Consider the following 19,420-nt stretch of genomic DNA (forward strand, 5'->3'; position numbering starts at 1 on the left):
GGTCGCGCCGTGCGGAAAGCCTACCGCAGGAGTAGACTTCACGCGCCAAATAAACGGCTTGTTCATTCGATGCAAGCGCTAGTCGCATTTACCTGTGCATCCCATCGCATTTGCATCAGGATAACCGAGTTGGCTCGGCCTATTTTCCCCCCGAATCCGGCCCCCCTGCGCCTTTTCGTGGGGCCGCCTTGGCCCTATGGATAATCCATGGAAAACACGACACCGCGCCGCCCCCATCTCTATCTGGTCGATGGATCGGCCTATATTTTCCGCGCTTATCACCGGTTGCCGCCCCTGACGAATCCGGCCGGGACCCCGGTTGGCGCGGTTTTTGGCTATACCACGATGCTCTGGAAACTGGCCGAGGACCTGCACAAGGCCGACGGACCGACTCACCTTGCCGTGATTCTCGACAAGTCGGGGAAAAGTTTCCGTAATGACATCTTTCCGGCCTATAAAGCGAACCGCCCGCCCGCGCCCGAGGATCTGGTTCCGCAATTTCCCCTGATTCGCGACGCCACGCGCGCCTTTTCGCTGCCCCTTATTGAAGAAGCAGGGCTTGAGGCCGACGACATGATCGCCTCCTATGCCCGCGCGGCGCAGGCGCAGGGGTGGGATGTCACCATCGTTTCCTCGGACAAGGACCTGATGCAACTGGTGGGCGAAGGCCCGGACGGTTCGCGAGTCGATATGCTCGACACGATGAAGAACCAGCGCATCTTCATCCCCGAGGTGGGCGAGAAATTCGGCGTGACGCCCGAGCTGGTTGGCGATGTGCTGGCGCTGATGGGCGATGCGGTGGACAATGTGCCCGGCATTCGCGGCATTGGCCCCAAAACGGCGACCAAGCTGATCCAGGAACATGGCAATCTGGATAATGCTCTGGCCGCCGCCGCGACGATGAAGGCCAGCAAGCTGCGCGACAATCTGATCGAACATGCCGAGATGGCACGCCTGAGCCGGATTCTGGTGGCGCTCAAGGAGGATTGCGCCCTTCCCCTGCCTCTCGAGGCGTTCGAGCTGGGCGCGATCCCTCCTGAGCCTCTGGCGGCTTTTTTGGGCGAACATGGCTTTACCAGCCTTTTGAAGCGCCTTGACGGCGGCCGGGGCAGCCCGGAGCGCGCCACCCAACTGCATCCGCCCAAGGCCGTCACAGCCGGCAATACGCCCGCCACAGGCGCCGCACGTCAGGACAGCGCCGCGATGCCCGCCATCGACCTGGCCGCCTTTGAATGCGTGCAGAGCCTTGAAGCGCTGGATCGCTGGATCGCGGCGGGCTTGGCCGCGCGGCTGGTGGCCTTTGATACGGAAACCAGCGCGCTGGACGCGATTGGTGCCGATCTGGTGGGCATCAGCCTGTCGGTCGGACCGAATCAGTCCTGCTATATCCCGCTGGGCCATCGCGGCAGCGATATGTTTGCCGAAAAGCCCCAGCAGATCGACCGCGACGAAGCGCTGCGCCGGTTGAAGCCGCTGCTCGAATCGGATGCGGTGATGAAGGCGGGGCAAAACATCAAATATGACCTGAACGTCATGGCGCGTTTCGGCATCACCGTTTCGCCCATCGACGACACGATGGTCATCAGCTTCGATATGGACGCGGGCCGCAGCGAGGAAGGCATCGGCGGCGGGCATGGCATGGACGAGCTGGCCCAGCGCCACCTTGGCCACACCTGCATCGCCTTCAAGGACGTCTGCGGCACCGGCAAGAAGCAGATCAGCTTTGCCGAAGTCGCGCTGGAGCGCGCCACCCAATATGCCGCCGAAGACGCCGAGGTGACATGGCGCCTGCATCATTTGCTCAAGCCCCGTCTGGCCGCCGAGGGCGCCAGCCGGATCTATGAGCGCGTCGATCGCCCGCTGGTGCCCGTGGTGGCCCAGATGGAGCGCCACGGCATCAAAGTCGACCGCGAGCGCCTTGCGGGCCTCTCGCAGCAATTTGCCGAGGCCATCGCCGCGCTGGAGGGCGAGATCCACGCGCTGGCGGGCGGGCCCTTTACCATCGGCAGCCCCAAGCAATTGGGCGAGATCCTGTTTGACCAGATGGGGCTGAAAGGCGGCAAGAAGGGCAAGTCGGGCCAGTATTCCACCGACCAGTCGGTGCTGGAAAAGCTGGAAGCCGAAGGCGTGCCCATCGCGCGCAAGGTGCTGGAATGGCGCCAGCTCGCCAAATTGCGCTCGACCTATACCGAGGCGCTCCAGGCCGCGATCAGTCCGGTCACGGGCCGCGTTCACACCAGCTACAGCCTCGTTGGGGCACAGACGGGCCGTCTTTCCTCGACGGAGCCGAATTTGCAGAACATTCCGATCCGCACCGAAATCGGCCGCCAGATCCGCGACTGCTTTGTGGCCGAACCCGGCAATGTCCTGCTGGCCGCCGACTACAGCCAGATCGAACTGCGCCTTGCCGCGCATATGGCCGATGTGCCCGCCTTGAAGGAAGCCTTTGCCAGCGGCGCCGACATTCACGCCGCCACCGCGCAGGAACTCTTCGGCGAGGTCAACCGCGAGACGCGCGGGCGGGCCAAGACGATCAATTTCGCCATCCTCTACGGCATCTCGCGCTGGGGCCTTGCCCCGCGTCTGGGGGTGACGCCCGAGGAGGCGCAGGCGATGATCGACACCTATTTCGCCCGCTTCCCCGGCATCCAGCGCTATATCCACGAAACGCTCTCGACCGTGCGCGAGCGGGGCTATTCCGAAACGCTGTTCGGCCGCAAATGCTGGTTCCCGCGCATCAGTTCGAAGAATCAGGCCGAACGTCAGGGCAGCGAGCGCGCCGCCATCAATGCGCCGATCCAGGGCACCTGCGCCGACATCATCAAGCGCGCCATGGCCCGGATGCAGCCCGCGCTGGCCGCCGCCGGTCTGCCCCATGTGCGGATGCTGCTGCAGGTGCATGACGAACTGGTGTTTGAATTGCCCGAGGGCGATGTCGAGGCCGCCAAAACCGTCATCCGCGCTGTCATGGAGGAGGCCGCCGGGCCGTCCGTGGCGATTTCCGTGCCGCTGGGCGTGGAAATCGGCGTGGGGGCCAGCTGGGGCGCGGCGCACTGATGATCACCATCACCAACCTTGCCAAGGGCAAATTGCCGCTGGCGCTGCCCGCCGATGCGCTTGATCCCGACCAATGGCCCTCGATCGACGAGGTGATGCATTGGTCCAGCCGGATGACTCACGCCGCCGTGGTGCTGGGAATCGGGCTGGCGGTGGCGCTGGTGCTGCATCTGGCCTGTTTCGCGTTCCTGCGGCGCATGGCGCGGCGTAGCGACAATCCCGCCGAGGCGGTGGCCGCCGCGCAGCTCTACCATGCCTTCCGCTGGGCCTTTCTGGCGGGCGGTATGGCTTCGGCGGCGGGCGGCAACAAGCTGGTCGCCAAGCTGTGGAACGGGATCGAGGGCTTTGTCGTTCCGGCGCTGACGGGCTGGGTGCTTTATGCGCTGGTCAAGACCGGCGCGGAATTGATGGCCCGCCGTGCGATCACTTCGGGCGATGAATTGACCGCGCGCAGCCGCACCACGCGAATCGCGCTGATCTCGCGCTCGATGGCCTTTGTCATCATCTTCATCACCGTGGCGCTGATGCTGCTGGGCGTGCCGGCGGTGCGCCATATCGGCGCGACGCTGATTGCTTCGGCCGGTTTGATGGGTCTGGCGGTCGGCGCCGCGGCCCAGCCTGCGCTCAAATCGCTGATCGCCGGTTTGCAGATCGCGCTGACCGAACCGATTCGCATCGGCGATTTCGTCGTGGTCGAGGGCGAGCAGGGCCGTGTGGAGGATATTCGCCTGTCCTATGTCGTGGTGCGCACCGGCGACGAGCGGCGTCTGATCGTGCCCACAGTCAAATTTCTCGATGCCACGTTCCAGAACTGGACCCGCGTGGGCGGAATCACCGGATCGGTGGTGCTGCCGATTCGCCCCGGCTTTGCCATCGAGCCGATCCGGCAGGCCTTTCGCGCGGCGATTGACGAGATGGAGACCTGGGACCGGCGCACCGGCGATCTGGTGGTGTCGGAATCGCGGGTGGGCTCGGTCGAGCTAAAATTGCTGGTCAGCGCGGCCAACCCTGCCGATCTGGGCGCTTTGCGCAGCGGCTTGCGTGAGGTGATGCTGGAATGGCTGCGGGTTAACGCGCCCGACGCGCTTTGTACTGAAACCTGATGGCGCCACTGATTGCGCGCAAATCATCTGCGCGCAATTACGTGCTCCGCTGCGGTTGCGCGCAAAGCGGGCAAAGAAAAACCCGGCCGAAGCCGGGCTTGGAAGTTTGGGAGAGGATGCCTGAAAGGCATGGTCTTTATGACCCCAACGCCGTTTTTGTGCAAGTGCGAAATGCGAGACGCTCATTGCAAATAATGCAATCATGCTGATGCGCCAAAATCCGGGCGTTTCATGACTCAGCAATGGTTTGCACAACCCGACGCTGCGCCGCACAAAGCAGGGCACAAAAAAAGGCCCAACCGTTGCCGGTCGGGCCGTGGAAGTTTTGGGAGAGGATGCCTGAAAGGCCTCTCCTCTATGCCCATCATGGTGCTTTGCAGCAAATGCACATTCATCATGGCCGATTGCATAAAACGCAATTTTGAAGGGGTTATGATTTTCCATTTGTAAATCATAGCCTTACCAACCCGCCATCCCGATGCATTATTTTGCAATACGTATGCGAGACAAATCAAAGGCCGAAGCATGCCCACACATGCTCCGGCCCGCGACCGCCAGACAGGCCGACGATCAATGCGCAAACAACAGACTCGGCCCATCCTTGAGGTCGAGGAAATAGCGCGTCACCCCGCCCAGCAGGAATTCGCGCAACCGGCTGTGGCCAAAGGCCCCCATCACCAGCAGTGCGGCCTGCAGACGCGAGACGGCAGCCGCCAAAGTCTCCTCGATCGATCCGACACGGGTCAGCGAATCAATTTCCGCCTTCACCCCATGGCGCGAGAGATATTGCACCGCATCGAGCGGCGGAAACACGCCCGCCTTGTCGCCCACGGTCAGGACATGGACCGATTCGGCAAGCCGCAACAAAGGCAAAGCCCCACGCAGCGCCACCGCCGCCTCATGCGAGCCGTCCCAGGCCACCGCCACGCAATTGACCGGCGTGATCAACGGGCGATCCTGATCCACCACCAGAATCGGCGCCTTGCCATCCATGGCCAGTTGCCCGGCGAATTCACACCCGCGCGACAGCACGATCACATCGGAGAGCAGCGAAGCCTCGGTCATCGCGTCAACCGGCTCCTCCTCGCCGCGCAGGACGTCGAAAGGCACATCCTCGCCGCGCAGCCGCTGGGCCAGTTCCTCGGCGAATTCATCATCGCGCTTCACCGCCTCGCGCACAGCATCCGCCGCCAGATAGCCGCCGCCCAACGCATCCATCGCCATAAACCGGGCCACCGGCGTATCGATCAGCACGCTGACATGGCCGCCCGTGGTGCGCGCCAGCGAGAGCGCTGTCTCCAGCCTTGCGGGGGTTTCCTCGGTTTGGTCGGCATAAACCAGAATAGAGCGCATATTCGGTCTCCCTTTTTTCTATGGACCGTGTCCCATCCGTCGCGGGCAACAATACTCCTGCAAAAGTAACCTACCATGACTCAGGTCAAGCCACGCCATCCAATAGAGCGCCCACGAAAAAAGGCGGCGGTGCGCGATGCACCGCCGCCTTCAATCGTTAATGGCACAAGGCTCAGGCCAGAGCGGCTTTCAGCGCATCGACCAGATCGGCGCGTTCCCACGGGAAGAAATCGCCATCCGGGGTACGGCCAAAGTGGCCATAGGCAGCGCTGGGGCCATAGATCGGCTTGTTCAGGCCCAGACCCAGACGGATGCCGCGCGGGGTCAGACCGCCCAGCTTTTCTTCCGCCACCTTGGCAATCGCGGCTTCGAGCGCGGCATCGCTCACCGTGCCGGTGCCGGCCGTGTCGACATAGAGCGAGAGCGGACGCGCCACGCCGATGGCGTAGGAGAGCTGGATCGTCACGCGCGTGGCAAGGCCCGCAGCCACGACATTCTTGGCCAGATAACGCGAGACATAGGCGGCCGAACGGTCCACCTTGGTCGGATCCTTGCCGCTGAACGCGCCGCCGCCATGCGGGGCCGCGCCGCCATAGGTGTCCACGATGATCTTGCGTCCGGTCAGGCCCGCGTCGCCATCCGGGCCGCCGATTTCAAAGCTGCCGGTGGGGTTGATGTGCCATACGGTCTCGCCCGTGATGAAGCCTTCGGGCAGGATCGCGCCGACGGCCTGCTTCACATAGGCTTCCAGCTCGGCCTTCTTCGCGCCTTCGTCATAGCCCGCCTTGTGCTGGGTCGAAACGACGATGGCAGTCGCGGCCACCGGCTTGCCATGGTGATAGCGCAGCGTGACCTGGCTCTTGGCGTCGGGTTCGAGGAAAGGCGCCGCGCCAGAGTGGCGGTCCGTGGCGAGCTGTTCCAGAATCTTGTGGCTGTAATAGAGCGTGGCCGGCATCAGGTCGGGGGTTTCATCGCAAGCGAAACCGAACATGATGCCCTGGTCGCCCGCGCCCTCGTCCTTGTTGTCGCCCGCGTCCACGCCCTGCGCGATATGCGCCGACTGGCCATGCAGGCGGTTGATAAATTCCAGCTTCTCCCAGTGGAAACCGTCCTGTTCATAGCCGATGCGCTTGACCGTATCGCGCACAGTCTTTTCGATTTCGGCCTGCGCGCCCGGCGCCCATGCGCCGTTCTCATACACGCCCTTGCAACGGATCTCGCCCGCCAGCACCACCAATTGCGTGGTGGTCAGCGTTTCGCAGGCGATGCGCGCCTCGGGGTCCTTGGACAGGAACAGGTCGACGATAGCGTCCGAAATCTGGTCCGCCACCTTGTCGGGATGGCCTTCCGAAACGCTTTCGGAGGTGAAGAGGTAATCACTGCGCACGGTATCGGACATGGAAATCCTGCCATATAAAGGTTTCTTTATGCGACCCCCTACTAGCCCCGAGCGCGGCGCAACACAAGGGTGGCCAGCATAAGAAGAACTAATCCGATCCCAATCGAAAGCATGTTGCCCCAACGCGCAAACAGCGTGGGCGCAAGCGCGGGCGGGACCATGCCGTCAAGCCGCGCCGCCTGCCCCCGGTCGGCCCTTTGGCGCACAACGCCATGCCCATCAACCACCGCGCTCACGCCATTGGTGGTCGAACGCAGCACCGGCAGCCCTTCCTCAATCGCGCGCAAACGGGCCTGCGCCAGATGCTGGGGCGGGCCCCAACTGCCGAACCAGCCGTCGTTGGAGGGGTTGAAAATATAGTCGGGCCGGTGCGCCCGATCGACCACCGCGCCGGGGAAAATGATCTCATAGCAGATCTGCATCCCCGCCTTGCCCAGCGCGCCCAGATCGAGCGTTTGCGGCCCCGGCCCCGGGCGGAAATCGAAATCGCCCGGCACCAGCCGTTCCAGCCCGATCATCTTGAGCCATTGGCGCTGGGGCAGATATTCGCCGAAAGGCACCAGATGCGCCTTGGCATAATGGGCGGCGATGCGGCCATGATCGTCGATCCCGGCGATAACATTCTGGCCCCCGGTGGCGTTCACACCTTTCAGATCCAGATCGACCGTGCCCGTCAGCAGCAGCCCCCCTTCTCCGATCGTGCGCGCCAGACGCCAGCGCGCCAGCCAAGGATCGCCGCCAAAGGTGAACTGATAATACCACGCCGGGTAGCCATCGCGGACATAATCGGGCACCCCCGATTCCGGCCAGAGCACCAGCCGCCTCTGCCCCGCCACTCTAGGCGCGGACAATTTGGCCGAGGCGACATATTGCGCCTCGAAATGGGTGGGATCGTCCAGATCCTCCTGCGCGATATTGGGCTGGATCAGCGTATAGGCGATATGGCCCTGGGGCGTTGCCGGGCCGGGGAGAACCATGACGGCAAGGCCCAGCGCGAATGGCCCCGCCATCATTGCCCCGCCCGCTCGGCGTTCACCCTGAAACCACAGCATCCGCCCCTCGGCCGCCACGCCCGCCATGACGACCGCCAGCCCCGACAGACCATAGGTGCCCAGCCAGGGCGCCAAAAGCGCCAGACCCGGCCGCGCATCCCCGCCCAACAGCGCCGCACCCAGCGGATTCCACGGAAAACCGGTAAAGAGAAAGCCGCGCAAAGCTTCGGCTAGAATCCAGCATCCGGCAAAACCCAGCACCCGCGATACTGCGCGCCCGCGCAGGAACCAGCCCCCCGCCATCGCCATGGCCGGAAAGATCGCCAGATAGAGCGAGAGCAGAAACACCGCCAAACCGCCCAGCCATGGCGGCATCTTGGCCTGATAGGTGAAAGCCGTGGCGATCCAGTTCAGCCCCAGCGTGAAATGGCCCACGCCCCACAGCCAGCCTGCCAGCGCCGCCCAGCCCGCATGGGGCAATCGCGCGGCGATCCACAACAGGACGCCAAGGCTGAGCAAGGTGAGCGGCCAGAGGCCGAGCGGCTGAAAACCCAGCGCGCCGACCGCGCCGATGGCGGCCAAAGCCGCGCCGCGCCAGCCCCAATGCCAGCAGGCCCGCGCAAAGAGCTTCGCCTTGCGCTTGTATTTGCCGAAATATCTGTCGTGCCAAGGCTTTGCCGCGTCATCCATGGCGGCATGCTTTAGCGGGGGCGGCCTTTGCCGTCACCCCGCCTTGGCATTATCGGCGCAGATTACTCTGCGCTCTCGCTGGGCGCGGCCACGGCCTTACGGCGGGGCGCACGGCGCTTGGGAGCCGGAGCGGGCTCGGCCTCAACGGCAACCGGTGCCTCGACAGCGGCCTGCGCCACCGGTTCGGCGAGTTTAGGCTCGGGAGCCTTGACCTCGGGAGCCTTCGCCTCGGCGGCCTTCGGTTCGGGAGCCTTGCGCGGCGTGGCGGAAATGGCAGGCGGCAAAGCCGCTCCCAGACCCGAACCATCCACCGGCGCGGCCGCCTTTTCGGCCGTCACACGCGGCGCGCGCGGGGCGCGTTCTTCGCGGGGAGCACGTTCTTCACGAGGAGCCCGTTCTTCGCGGACAGCACGTTCCTCACGAGGCGCACGTTCTTCACGCGGGCGGTCGTCGCGGCGAGGGCGGCGTTCCTCTCGGCGGCCACGCGGTGCGCGCGGGCTGCGATTTTCACGCAGGAAGGGGTTTTCCGCAGGCTCATAGATGTTGGGTGACGATTCGCCCGCACCCTCGGCCCCGGTCTCGCCGGTTTCGCCACCCTGCTCTTCGCCGGGTTCCTGAGCGGCTTCCTCGCTGCGGCGCGGCGCTTCGGCGCGCGGCTCGCTGCGCTCCTCGCGTTCGCGGCGGGTATAGACCGGCGGTGCGTCGAAAGCGGGGAAATCGCTGTCCACGGCGAAATCGCCCTGATCGTCGCCATCATCGCGGCCCGCATCGCCATTGTCCTGCCAGCGGTCATCGCGGCGCGCGCGCGATTCTTCCTGACGCAGGCGCGTATCGGCGATCACACGAAAGTAATGATCCGCAAATTGCAGATAATATTCGGCCTGAACACGGTCGCCATTAAGATGAGCGTCCTGTGCCAGCTTGCGATATTTTTCCAGCAATTGCGGCGCATTGCCCCGCGCCCGGCTGTCGATGCGGTTAAGCTGCTGACCACCATTTTGCGGCCGACCATTGTTGTTGCCCCGGCCACGGCGGCGGTTATTCCCACGATTGTTGTTCAAGGGTGAGTATTCCTTAACCCCGGATCGCCGCTCGGCCTCTATGCCGGCGTGCTCCTCGTCCTGTCTTACGCCTCACCGCGAAATCGCGGCGTGGCCCTGTTTCGTCGGGTCCAGCCTTAATCGGCCTATCCTGACGAAGATGCTGGAGTAGCACCAGCCAGAGGGGAAGATCCCATCCCTCGGCGGTCCTGTTGGTTCAATTAAAAGCCCCGCCCGCAAAAGCCAAGCGGAATCTTACGAAATTCCCCGGCTTTCCTGAGAAAGCACCAGCGCACGGGGCCGATTGGCCAGATCAAGCCGTAATTTTACGGCAAAACCGGCCTGTGCGGCAATTTGTCCTACGGCCTGCGCCTGTTGATAGCCGATTTCGATCACAGCCACCCCGCCCGGCATCAGGAGATCGGGCAATTGGGGAATCAGGACGCGATAATCATCAAGCCCCTCGGCCCCGGCAAACAGCGCGCCGGCCGGTTCGTAATCGCGCACGCTGGGGTCCAGCGCGGCGTCTGATTCCACATAGGGCGGATTGGCCAGAATGAGATCGAACCGCCCCAGCCCATCGGCCCAGCCCGCCTGTGTCCAGTCGGCCAGCACCATGCGCGCCCTTGCGCCCAGCCCCAACGCCTCGGCATTGCCCTGCGCCACGGCCAGCGCATCGCCTGAGGCATCAATGCCCACACCCTGCGCCCCGGCCCGTTCATGCAGGACCGAGAGCAGCAAGGCCCCCGTTCCCGTACCGCAATCCAGCACGCGGCCCAGAACGTAATCAGGCGCGGCGCAGACCTCCAGCGCCGCCTCGACAATCGTCTCGCTGTCGCCGCGCGGGATCAGCGTGGCGGGCGTGACGCGAAAAGGCAGGCCCCAGAATTCCTGATGACCGGTGATATGGGCAACCGGCTCATGGGCGGCCCGCCGCGCGATCAAAGCATCGAACCCATCGGGCGCGCCATCGCTCATATGGCGCAGCAGCACATCGGTGCGGCTGCATCCCAGCGCATGGGCCATCAGCACCTCGGCATCCAGCCTTGCGGTGTCGCTGGTCGCGCTCAGACTCTCGGCAGCGGCGCGGATCGCCTGCGCAACGCTCATTCGCGCCTGATTATTCACCCAACGCCGCCAGCCTTTTGGCCTGATCCTCATGGATCAGCGCCGAGACCAGTTCACCCAGACCCGGCCCTTCAAGGATCTCGGGCAGGCGGTGGAGCGTCAGGTTGATCCGGTGATCCGTCACGCGGCCTTGCGGGAAATTATAGGTGCGGATGCGTTCGGATCGGTCGCCGCTGCCCACCATGGCCTTGCGGGCCTCGGCTTCCTCGCCCTGGGCAGCGTCGCGCTGGGCCTCGAACAGGCGGGCACGCAGGACCTGCATTGCCTTGTCCTTGTTCTTGTGCTGGCTGCGCGCATCCTGACAGGTGACGACGGTGCCGGTGGGCAGGTGGGTGATGCGCACGGCCGAATCGGTGGTGTTGACGTGCTGCCCGCCCGCGCCGCTCGCGCGGTAGACGTCGATCTTGAGGTCCTTGTCCTCGATCTGCACATCCACCTCGTCCGGTTCGGGCAGGATGGCGACCGTGGCCGCGCTGGTATGAATGCGCCCGCCGCTTTCCGTCACGGGCACGCGCTGGACCCGATGAACGCCGGATTCGAACTTCAGCTTGGCGAACACGCCCTGCCCGCTGACATGGGCGACCACTTCCTTGAAGCCGCCGATCTCGCTGGCGTTCGCGCTGACCATTTCGACCCGCCAGCCCTGCTCGGCGGCATAGCGTTCATACATGCGGAACAGGTCGGCGGCGAACAGGGCGGCCTCGTCTCCCCCGGTTCCGGCGCGGATTTCCAGCATGGCCGGGCGGCTGTCGGCATTATCGCGCGGCAGCATGGCGATGGACAGCGCGCGCTCGGCCTCGGGCAGCGCCGTGCGGATGCGGGCGATCTCCTCCTCTGCCAGCTCGCGCATGTCCGGATCATCCAGCGCGGCAAGGCTTTCCAGCTCGCCGCGCATTGTCGCCACTTCCGATGCCGCGCGGGCCACCGGCTCCAGCTCGGCATAATCGCGGGACGCCGCCACGAAATCGGCCCCCTCCAGCGTGCCGGAGGCCAGACGCGCCTCCAGCTCGGCAAAACGCGCCGAAATCTGGGCCAGACGAGTCGAAGGGATGGTCATTTAGGCGATCAGCGCCTCAATCCGCGCAGCATCGGCATCGACATTGCGCAGACGCTGCGTCACGCCCTCTTCGCCCCAGCCCAGCGCGAGAATGGCGCGTGTGTTGGTCTTGACCGCCTTGTCGAAACGCTTGCGCGGACTGCCCGTAGCCACCAGTTCGGCCGACAGGCCGCCACGGCGCAATTTCGCGGCCATCGCCACGCCTTCGGTGATCGCACGGTCATCCTCGACGACCACGGTCACATCGGTGCGATCCTCGGCAATCAACCCGCTGCCCGACACCAGCATCGCCAGCCGCTCAACGCCCGCCGCCCAGCCGACCGCCGGAGTGGGCGCGCCGCCAAGGCTTTCCATCAACCCATCATAGCGCCCGCCGCCAAGGACCGTGCCCTGCGCGCCCAGACGATCCGTCACAAATTCAAACGCGGTGTGGCGATAGTAATCCAGCCCGCGCACCAGCGCCCCGTTGCGCGTCCAGGCCACGCCCGCCGCATCCAGACCGCCCGTAACGGCAGCGAAGAAATCCTGCGCTTCCGCCGAAAGATAATCGTCGATGCGCGGGGCGTTCGGCAGGAAAGCCTTGTCGCGGGGGTCCTTGGAATCGAGGATGCGCAAAGGATTCTTTTCCAGCCGCTCCTGCGAATCTTCCGAAAGTTCGCCCTTCACCGCGCGGAAATAGTCGATCAACGCTGCGCGCCAAGCCTCGCGGCTTTCCCCATCGCCCAACGTGTTGAGCGTCAGGGTCACGCCCTCGCTGATCCCCAGTTCTTTCAGCAACTGATCGGCCATCACCAGCAATTCAACATCGGCGGTGGGCTCAGCCGCGCCGATCACCTCGGCGTCGATCTGGTGAAACTGGCGATAGCGGCCCTTTTGCGGGCGTTCATAGCGGAAGAGCGGACCATGCGTCGCCAGCTTGACCGGCGCATATTGCTTCCACCCGTTGGTCAGATAGGCGCGCGCCAGACCTGCGGTAAATTCCGGGCGCAGGGTCAACGATTCCCCGCCGCGATCCTCAAAGGAATACATTTCCTTCGACACCACATCGGTCGTCTCGCCAAGGCTGCGCGAAAACACCGTGGTCTTTTCAAAGACCGGCATTTCCACCCGGCGGAAACGGTACAATTTGCGCACGCGCTCGAACGTTTCCACCACGAAGGCGAAAGCGTCGGCATCGGCGCCGAAAATGTCCTGGGTGCCGCGGATGGCCTGCGGCGTTTCGATCTGGGGCTTGCTCATGGATTTGCCCCCTATACGCAGGCGCGCCCAAGGTGAAGCCCCATGATGATCCGGGCCGAAAACGGGACTTGCTGACAATGCGGTAAATATCCTGTTCAGCCCCCTTGCTGGCGGCCCGGCTTCGCGTCATGAAGTCGTCATGACAAAACCCATGAATTCATGCGCCCGTATCGCCTTGGGCCTTTCCGCCGCCCTCCTGTTCACCTCGCCCGCGCTGGCCGAACGTTCCGCGCCCACGGCCATTCCCGTGGTGCAAGGCGTGCCCGATGCCAAGGATATCCCCTATCCGGGCGGCACGATCACGCTGGATATTGACGCGACCGATATTGCGCGCGGCCTGTTCCGCGTTTCGCAAACCGTGCCGGTGGCGCCGGGGGCGAAAGAGCTGATCCTGCAATTGCCGCAATGGGTTCCGGGCGGCCACAATCCGCGCGGCACGATCGATCAACTCGTCGATGTCAAATTCTATGCCGACGGCAAGCTGCTGACCTGGCACCGCGATCCGGTCGAGGTCTTTGCTTTCCACATCGATCTGCCCGCGGGCGCCAAGGCGGTGGTGGCCAAATTCATCCACACCTCACCCCTGCAGAGCAGCGAGGGGCGCATCACGATGACGCCCGAAATGCTCAACCTGCAATGGGACCGGATGAGCCTTTATCCCGCCGGCTATTACACCCGCCAGATCAAGTACAAACCCACCGTCACCTTCCCCGAGGGCTGGCAGGTGGCCACCGCGCTGGACGGCAAGCAGGTGTCGGGCAACAAAGTCACCTGGGATGTCATCGATTATGAGGCGCTGGTCGATTCGCCGATCTTTGCCGGAGCCTATTTCAAGCGTTTCGACCTTGGGCGCGGCGTGTTCATGAATGTCGTGGCCGACAAGAGCGAATTGCTCGACATCAAGCCCGAACATCTGGCCACCTACAGGGCGCTGGTCGAGGAAGCATGGGTCAATTTCGGCGCGCTGCATTTTGACCACTATGATTTCCTGCTGGCGCTGACCGAGCGGATGGGCGGGATCGGGCTGGAGCATCACCGCTCTTCCGAAAACGCGATGATGCCCAAGGCCTGGACCGACTGGAAGGATCTGGACTGGGCGCGCAATGTGATCAGCCACGAATTCACCCATAGCTGGGACGGCAAATTCCGCCGCCCGGACAAGCTGTGGACCCCCGATTACCGCCAGCCGATGCAGGGCAATCTGCTCTGGGTCTATGAAGGGCAGACGCAGTTCTGGGGCTACGTGCTGGCCGCGCGGTCGGGCATCCAGAGCAAGGAAGCCATCCTTGGCGCGATTGCCGCCAATGCGGGCATGTTCACCCAATGGCCCGGCCGCGACTGGCGCAGCGTCGAGGACACCGGCTTTGATCCGGTCATCTCGGGCCGCCGCGCCAAGCCCTATGCCAGCATCAACCGCAATGAGGATTATTACACCGAAGGCGCGCTGATGTGGCTGGAGGCGGACCAGATCATCCGCGAAGGCACCAAGGGCAAGAAGGGCCTCGACGATTTCGCCCGCGCGTTTTTCGGCATCAAGAATGGCGACTGGGGCGAGGTGGTCTATAATTTCAAGGATGTGGCCGCCGCGCTGAACGGCGTCTATGCCTATGACTGGGACGCCTTCCTCGACAAGCACATGAACCAGCCCGGTCAACCTGCGCCTTTGGCGGGCATCGAAAAGGGCGGCTACAGGCTGGTGTGGAAGGATACGCCCAACCCTTATGACAAGGGCCGCTTCGCCGCCGCCAAGGCGCTCAGCCTCGCCCATTCGCTGGGCATCGTGCTGAACCGTGAAGGGGTGATCACGAGCACCTTGTGGAACAGCCCGGCCTTTGAGGCCTCGCTTGTGACCGGCACCAAGATCGTCGCCGTCAATGGCGCGACCTACAGCGAGGATGCGCTGAAGGCCGCGATCACCGGCGCCAAGGGCAATGACAAGCCCATCACGCTGGTAACGCAGCGCGGCGAAAAGGTGGCGACCGTGGTGCTGAATTATCACGACGGGTTGCGCTATCCCTGGCTGGAGCGCGCGGTCGAAGGCAAGGAACCGGCGGGGCTTGACCTGCTGCTGGCGCCCAAGCGTCTGACGGGCAAGTAAATGAAAAAGCGTGCAGGTTTGCGTTGGCCGCTGCCTGCGCGCTTTTCGCTGTTTCTGGGCCTGTTCGCGCTGGGCACGGGGCTGCTGGGGACCCAGGGGCTGCGCTGGGGTCAGGCGGTGCTGGGCGGGTTCGATCTGGGGGCGCTGGTGTTCATCGCCTCGCTCTGGCCGCTTTCGCGCGACAATACGCCCGCGCAAATGCGGCTCCATGCGCGCCAGAATGACGCCAACCGCTTTGCCGTGCTGGTGATCAGCGCGATGTTCATGCTGGTGATCGTTACCGCGCTTTTTGTCGATCTGCCCCATGCGCGGGGCGATACAGGCTATGCCAAAGGGGCCGCGCTGATCCTCATTCTGGCCAGTTTGGTTATAGCATGGTTATTTTCGAACCTCGTTTACACATTGCATTACGCCCATGTCTATTATGGTGCAGAACATGAAGGCGGGCTGCGCTTTCCCGCGCCCGACCCTGCCAATTCATCCAGCTCTATGGCCCATTGCCCTAATTTCTGGGACTTTTTCTATTTCGCACTGACGATCGGCATGGCCTTTGCCACATCAGATGTGGAAATCACCAGCCCGCGCCTGCGCCGGGTGGCCACGGTCCATGGCGCGCTGGCGTTTTTCTATAATCTGGTCGTGCTGGCTTTTACCATCAACGTCACGGCAGGCAGTTAATCACTTCACCAATTCGGTGCAGGTATTAAGACCGCGCCGCTGTTGCAATGCAATACGGCCAAGGCTAGGGCTTTCCCCGCAGATTCCTGCGCGGCACCCGCAAGGGGCGGTGTCGCTCACATATAATAATGACGGTGCCATGGACATCAGCAAAATTTCGGTCGGCAAGAGCCCGCCTGACAATCTGAACGTCATCATCGAGGTTCCTACCGGGGGCGAACCTGTGAAGTATGAGTTCGACAAGGACTCGGGCGCTCTGTTCGTGGACCGTATCCTGCACACGCCGATGCGCTATCCCGCCAACTATGGCTTTGTGCCGCATACGCTTTCGCCCGATGGCGACCCGCTCGATGCGTTGGTGGTGGCTCGTTCGCCCTTCGTGCCGGGTTCGGTGGTGCGTTGCCGCCCCATCGCGGTGCTCAACCTCGAGGACGAAGCGGGCGGCGATGAAAAGCTGCTCTGCGTCCCCGACGACAAGACCTTCCCCTACTATGCCAACGTGAAGGAAAAGGAAGATCTGCCCGACATCATCGCGCAGCAGGTCGAACACTTCTTCACCCACTATAAGGATCTGGAATCCGAAAAGTGGGTGCGCGTGGGCACCTGGGGCAATGCCGCCGATGCGCGCCAGATCGTGATCGAAGCGATCGAACGCTATCAGGCCGGCAAGAAGGCCTGATAAGAAAGAGGGGCGGGGTCATTCCCGCCCCTTTTGCTATCAGTCCCCGGCAATGGTCATGCCATCGACGCGGATGGTGGGCACATTGATCGTGCGATACCATTCCAGGTCGCTGGCCGGGGTCATTGCCCGGAACATATCGACCAGATTGCCCGCCACGGTAAATTCGGCCACCGGCCCGGCGATCTGGCCCTTCACTATGCGATAGCCCGAAGCGCCCCGGCTGTAATCGCCCGTCACCCCGTTAACGCCATGCCCGATCAGCTCGGTCACATAGACGCCATCCTCAATATCCGCGATCAGTTCGGCCACGGACTGGCTGCCCGCCTCCAGATGCAGATTGCCCGGCGACACGCCCGGCGCCCCGCCGCCGCCACGCCCGGCATGGCCGGTGGGCGCAAGGCCCAGTTGCCGCGCCGAGGCGCATTCCATCAGCCAGCCCGTGATCCGCCCATCGCGCACCAGATCGCGCGGGGCCGTGCGCAACCCCTCGCCATCGAAGGGGCGCGAGCGGAACCCGCGCAGCCGCAGCGGATCATCGACAATCCGCACCGCGCTGTCGAACAATTGCTCTTCCAGCCGCCCGATCAGGAAGCTGGAGCGCCGGGCAATCGAAGCCCCCGACATCGCGCCCAGCAAATGGCCGATCAGCGATCCGCCCACGCGCGGGTCCAGCACCACCGGCGCCGGGCCGCTCTTCATCCGCCCCGGATTGAGCCGCGCCACGGCCCGCTCGCCCGCCTGACGGCCGATCTCGGCGGGGGGGATCAGGTCCTCGCGGTGGCGGGCCATGCGGTGCGCGTAATCACGCTGCATCGCGCCGCCTTCCCCCGCCACCACGCTGGCCGAAATCGAGCGGCTGGTGGCGGCATAGGCTCCGGCAAAACCATGGCTGGTGGCCAGCGCCATGACGGCACCGCCGCTTGATGCGCCCGCGCCTTCGCTGTTGGTCACGCCCGCAATGGCGCGCGCGGCATCCTCGGCCTCTTCTGCAAGGCTGCGCAATTCCTGCGGGCTGGGCTCGCCGCTGTCGACCAGATCGAGATCGGGAAACGGCCCCTTGAACAGCAATTCTTCGGGCGCGAGTCCCGCATTGGGATCTTCGGGCGCCCCCTGCGCCATGGCCAGCGCGCGCGCCGCCAGTTCGGCCAGCGCATCATCGGAAAGATCGGAGGAACCAATCGAGGCCGAGCGCCGCCCGACAAACACCCGCAGACCGATATGCTCGCTTTCAGACCTTTCAACATCTTCCAGCCGTCCCAGCCGCACTGACACGCTTTCCGAAGCATCGGCGATATAGACCGCATCGGCGGCGTCCGCCCCGGCCTTGCGCGCGCGTTCGATCAGGGCCTGCGCCCTTTCCTGTGCCTGAAGCGGGGTAAGCATGGCGGTCTGGGCAACTCCTGAAACCTTGGTAGGGCGCAGGCTCTAACGCCCCGCCCCGCCAAGAGCAATCCGCTTCGCCAGCCCCCTCAGGCCATCATCATCGCGACCAGCCGAAAACCCCCGGTGACAATAAAGGGCAATCCGATGGCGGCGGTCCAGACCATCGCGCGATCCCGGTAAAAGGCCGCGGCGCGCGCCGGATCGCCCGCCTCGGCATCGCTCAGCCGCGTCCAGCGCCGCTCCATCATCCGGCACGCCGGGATGATGGCGCCCACCAGCACCACCAGCGCCAGCCCCGGCAGCACTGAAGCGCTGCCCTCGCGCAGGGCAGCGATGGTCACGAAGATCTGCAGGCCGGTGTAAACCAGCAAGGCATAAGCGATATGATCGCTGATCCGCTTGCGCCAATCCAGCAAGATGCCCCCCTGTTTGCGAGGGGTCCATACGCTATCCGCATGCGGGCGCGAATTACGCGACACCACATCGGCAGGCGCATCAAGGCGTGCCTTGGCCATGAACCCTCTTCCCCTATCCCGACCTGTTGGCCGCTGGCCCTATTGGCCTTTGGTATGAGTAAAACATTGATGGCCACCACGATCAAGCGCAATCGGCCGCGCCGCATGGGCGTTTTGTCCCAGCCATGCATGAAACCTGCCAATCACCCGCATCGCCCTTGCCCAATGCCGCCGCGATGCCTAAAATGATCCCAGATGACCCAGACAATCGCCCCCGAAGCCGGCCCTGCCGACCGTCAGTCCGATCCCAACGGCTCGTTTTCCGGGCTGCAGGTCGTGTCCATCGCCAAAAGCTATGACAAGCGCGCGGTCCTCACCGACATCTCGCTGGAGGTGGCCAAGGGCGAGGTGATGGGCCTGCTCGGCCCCAATGGCGCGGGCAAGACGACGTGTTTCTATTCGATCATGGGGCTGGTGCGGCCGGATTCGGGGCGCATCCTGCTCGACGGGATCGATATCACCAATCTGCCGATGTATCGCCGCGCGATTCTGGGCCTTGGCTATCTGCCGCAGGAAACCTCGATCTTTCGCGGGCTGACGGTGGAGCAGAACATTGCCACCGTGCTCGAACTGGTCGAACCCGATCCGGCGACGCGGGCGGGCGAGCTGGAGCGGCTGCTGGAGGAATTCGGCCTGACGCGGCTGCGCGCCAGCCCGTCGATGGCGTTGTCGGGCGGCGAGCGGCGGCGTGCGGAAATTGCCCGCGCGCTGGCGGCCAAGCCCTCGATCATGCTGCTGGACGAGCCTTTCGCGGGTATTGATCCGCTGTCCATCGCCGATATCCGCCATCTGGTGCATGATCTGAAACAGCGCGGCATCGGCGTGCTGATCACTGACCACAATGTGCGCGAAACGCTGGAAATCTGCGACCGCGGCTGCATCATCTATGGCGGACAGGTCTTGTTCGCGGGCAGCCCCGAAGCGCTCGTGGCCGATGAAAACGTGCGCCGCCTCTATCTGGGCGAGGGCTTTACGCTGTGATACCGGCTGGGGGCGCATAAAGGAT

General features: G+C 64.0%; 15 protein-coding genes. 6 read left to right on the forward strand and 9 right to left on the reverse strand.

Translation table 11 applies throughout. The features are described 5' to 3' along the window. Positions 1-207 precede the first annotated feature (207 nt). Both polA and BGP00_RS04655 read left to right on the forward strand, forming a co-directional pair. Positions 208-3,057 carry a DNA polymerase I gene (polA, locus tag BGP00_RS04650; protein ID WP_292693069.1) on the forward strand — a complete coding sequence of 950 codons (2,850 nt, stop codon included), beginning with the start codon at positions 208-210 and terminating at the stop codon, positions 3,055-3,057. Beyond that, positions 3,057-4,160 carry a mechanosensitive ion channel domain-containing protein gene (locus BGP00_RS04655; protein WP_168602936.1) on the forward strand — a complete coding sequence of 368 codons (1,104 nt, stop codon included), beginning with the start codon at positions 3,057-3,059 and terminating at the stop codon, positions 4,158-4,160. Before polA ends, BGP00_RS04655 begins: the two co-directional genes overlap by 1 nt. A 570-nt stretch (positions 4,161-4,730) precedes the next feature. Here the strand turns inward: BGP00_RS04655 and BGP00_RS04660 are convergent. The 7 genes from BGP00_RS04660 to hisS form a co-directional block, all read right to left on the reverse strand. Beyond that, a complete protein-coding gene (locus tag BGP00_RS04660; RefSeq protein ID WP_292693067.1) occupies positions 4,731-5,513 on the reverse strand; it encodes a universal stress protein in 783 nt (260 codons plus the stop codon). Positions 5,514-5,685: 172 nt separating this feature from the next. After that, complete coding sequence (gene metK, locus BGP00_RS04665; RefSeq protein ID WP_168603534.1) at positions 5,686-6,900, reverse strand: methionine adenosyltransferase; 1,215 nt, start codon at positions 6,898-6,900, stop codon at positions 5,686-5,688. A 53-nt stretch (positions 6,901-6,953) separates the two neighbouring features. After that, positions 6,954-8,594 (reverse strand): apolipoprotein N-acyltransferase, encoded by a 1,641-nt coding sequence (lnt, locus tag BGP00_RS04670; RefSeq protein ID WP_292693065.1) that lies wholly within the window; start codon positions 8,592-8,594, stop codon positions 6,954-6,956. A gap of 62 nt (positions 8,595-8,656) precedes the next feature. Further along, the gene (locus BGP00_RS04675; RefSeq protein ID WP_292693062.1) at positions 8,657-9,655 is read right to left on the reverse strand and encodes a DUF4167 domain-containing protein; all 999 of its coding nucleotides are present in this window, start codon (positions 9,653-9,655) and stop codon (positions 8,657-8,659) included. A gap of 234 nt (positions 9,656-9,889) precedes the next feature. Further along, positions 9,890-10,744: a peptide chain release factor N(5)-glutamine methyltransferase gene (prmC, locus tag BGP00_RS04680; RefSeq protein WP_292693059.1), complete on the reverse strand. Its 855-nt coding sequence runs from the start codon at positions 10,742-10,744 to the stop codon at positions 9,890-9,892. Between the two features lie 10 nt (positions 10,745-10,754). Then, positions 10,755-11,819 (reverse strand): peptide chain release factor 1, encoded by a 1,065-nt coding sequence (gene prfA / locus BGP00_RS04685; RefSeq protein WP_292693057.1) that lies wholly within the window; start codon positions 11,817-11,819, stop codon positions 10,755-10,757. Further along, entirely contained in the window at positions 11,820-13,058 is a 1,239-nt protein-coding gene (gene hisS, locus BGP00_RS04690; protein WP_292693054.1) for a histidine--tRNA ligase, read from the reverse strand. Between the two features lie 151 nt (positions 13,059-13,209). On the opposite strand from hisS, the gene BGP00_RS04695 reads away from it, so the two are divergent. The 3 genes from BGP00_RS04695 (at position 13,210) to ppa (ending at position 16,513) form a co-directional block, all read left to right on the forward strand. Then, positions 13,210-15,156 (forward strand): peptidase M61, encoded by a 1,947-nt coding sequence (locus tag BGP00_RS04695; protein ID WP_292693051.1) that lies wholly within the window; start codon positions 13,210-13,212, stop codon positions 15,154-15,156. Next, positions 15,157-15,834 carry a DUF1345 domain-containing protein gene (locus tag BGP00_RS04700; RefSeq protein WP_292693048.1) on the forward strand — a complete coding sequence of 226 codons (678 nt, stop codon included), beginning with the start codon at positions 15,157-15,159 and terminating at the stop codon, positions 15,832-15,834. A gap of 139 nt (positions 15,835-15,973) precedes the next feature. After that, on the forward strand, positions 15,974-16,513 hold the full coding sequence (ppa, locus tag BGP00_RS04705; protein WP_168602945.1) for an inorganic diphosphatase: 540 nt from the start codon (positions 15,974-15,976) through the stop codon (positions 16,511-16,513). 39 nt (positions 16,514-16,552) lie between these two features. Here the strand turns inward: ppa and BGP00_RS04710 are convergent, their stop codons facing one another. Both BGP00_RS04710 and BGP00_RS04715 read right to left on the reverse strand, forming a co-directional pair. Beyond that, a complete protein-coding gene (locus BGP00_RS04710) occupies positions 16,553-17,899 on the reverse strand; it encodes a metallopeptidase TldD-related protein (protein ID WP_292693045.1) in 1,347 nt (448 codons plus the stop codon). An 86-nt stretch (positions 17,900-17,985) separates the two neighbouring features. Next, positions 17,986-18,414 (reverse strand): hypothetical protein, encoded by a 429-nt coding sequence (locus BGP00_RS04715; protein ID WP_292693042.1) that lies wholly within the window; start codon positions 18,412-18,414, stop codon positions 17,986-17,988. A gap of 195 nt (positions 18,415-18,609) precedes the next feature. Here BGP00_RS04715 and lptB point away from each other — a divergent pair, with 195 nt between their 5' ends. Then, complete coding sequence (gene lptB / locus BGP00_RS04720) at positions 18,610-19,395, forward strand: LPS export ABC transporter ATP-binding protein (protein ID WP_168602947.1); 786 nt, start codon at positions 18,610-18,612, stop codon at positions 19,393-19,395. The last annotated feature ends 25 nt before the right edge of the window (positions 19,396-19,420 follow it).

Origin of the sequence: Novosphingobium sp. 63-713, assembly GCF_001898925.1 — a bacterium.
Classification (GTDB): Bacteria; Pseudomonadota; Alphaproteobacteria; order Sphingomonadales; family Sphingomonadaceae; genus Novosphingobium.

Bases quoted from the DNA above. Each gene is read 5' to 3' on its own strand.
- prmC (WP_292693059.1), bottom strand. From the start codon at position 10,744: ATGAGCGTTGCGCAGGCGATCCGCGCCGCTGCCGAGAGTCTGAGCGCG.
- BGP00_RS04655 (WP_168602936.1), top strand. From the start codon at position 3,057: ATGATCACCATCACCAACCTTGCCAAGGGCAAATTGCCGCTGGCGCTG.
- BGP00_RS04695 (WP_292693051.1), top strand. From the start codon at position 13,210: ATGAATTCATGCGCCCGTATCGCCTTGGGCCTTTCCGCCGCCCTCCTG.
- lptB (WP_168602947.1), top strand. From the start codon at position 18,610: ATGACCCAGACAATCGCCCCCGAAGCCGGCCCTGCCGACCGTCAGTCC.
- BGP00_RS04710 (WP_292693045.1), bottom strand. From the start codon at position 17,899: ATGCTTACCCCGCTTCAGGCACAGGAAAGGGCGCAGGCCCTGATCGAA.
- BGP00_RS04660 (WP_292693067.1), bottom strand. From the start codon at position 5,513: ATGCGCTCTATTCTGGTTTATGCCGACCAAACCGAGGAAACCCCCGCA.
- prfA (WP_292693057.1), bottom strand. From the start codon at position 11,819: ATGACCATCCCTTCGACTCGTCTGGCCCAGATTTCGGCGCGTTTTGCC.
- BGP00_RS04715 (WP_292693042.1), bottom strand. From the start codon at position 18,414: ATGGCCAAGGCACGCCTTGATGCGCCTGCCGATGTGGTGTCGCGTAAT.
- hisS (WP_292693054.1), bottom strand. From the start codon at position 13,058: ATGAGCAAGCCCCAGATCGAAACGCCGCAGGCCATCCGCGGCACCCAG.
- polA (WP_292693069.1), top strand. From the start codon at position 208: ATGGAAAACACGACACCGCGCCGCCCCCATCTCTATCTGGTCGATGGA.
- ppa (WP_168602945.1), top strand. From the start codon at position 15,974: ATGGACATCAGCAAAATTTCGGTCGGCAAGAGCCCGCCTGACAATCTG.
- BGP00_RS04700 (WP_292693048.1), top strand. From the start codon at position 15,157: ATGAAAAAGCGTGCAGGTTTGCGTTGGCCGCTGCCTGCGCGCTTTTCG.
- lnt (WP_292693065.1), bottom strand. From the start codon at position 8,594: ATGGATGACGCGGCAAAGCCTTGGCACGACAGATATTTCGGCAAATAC.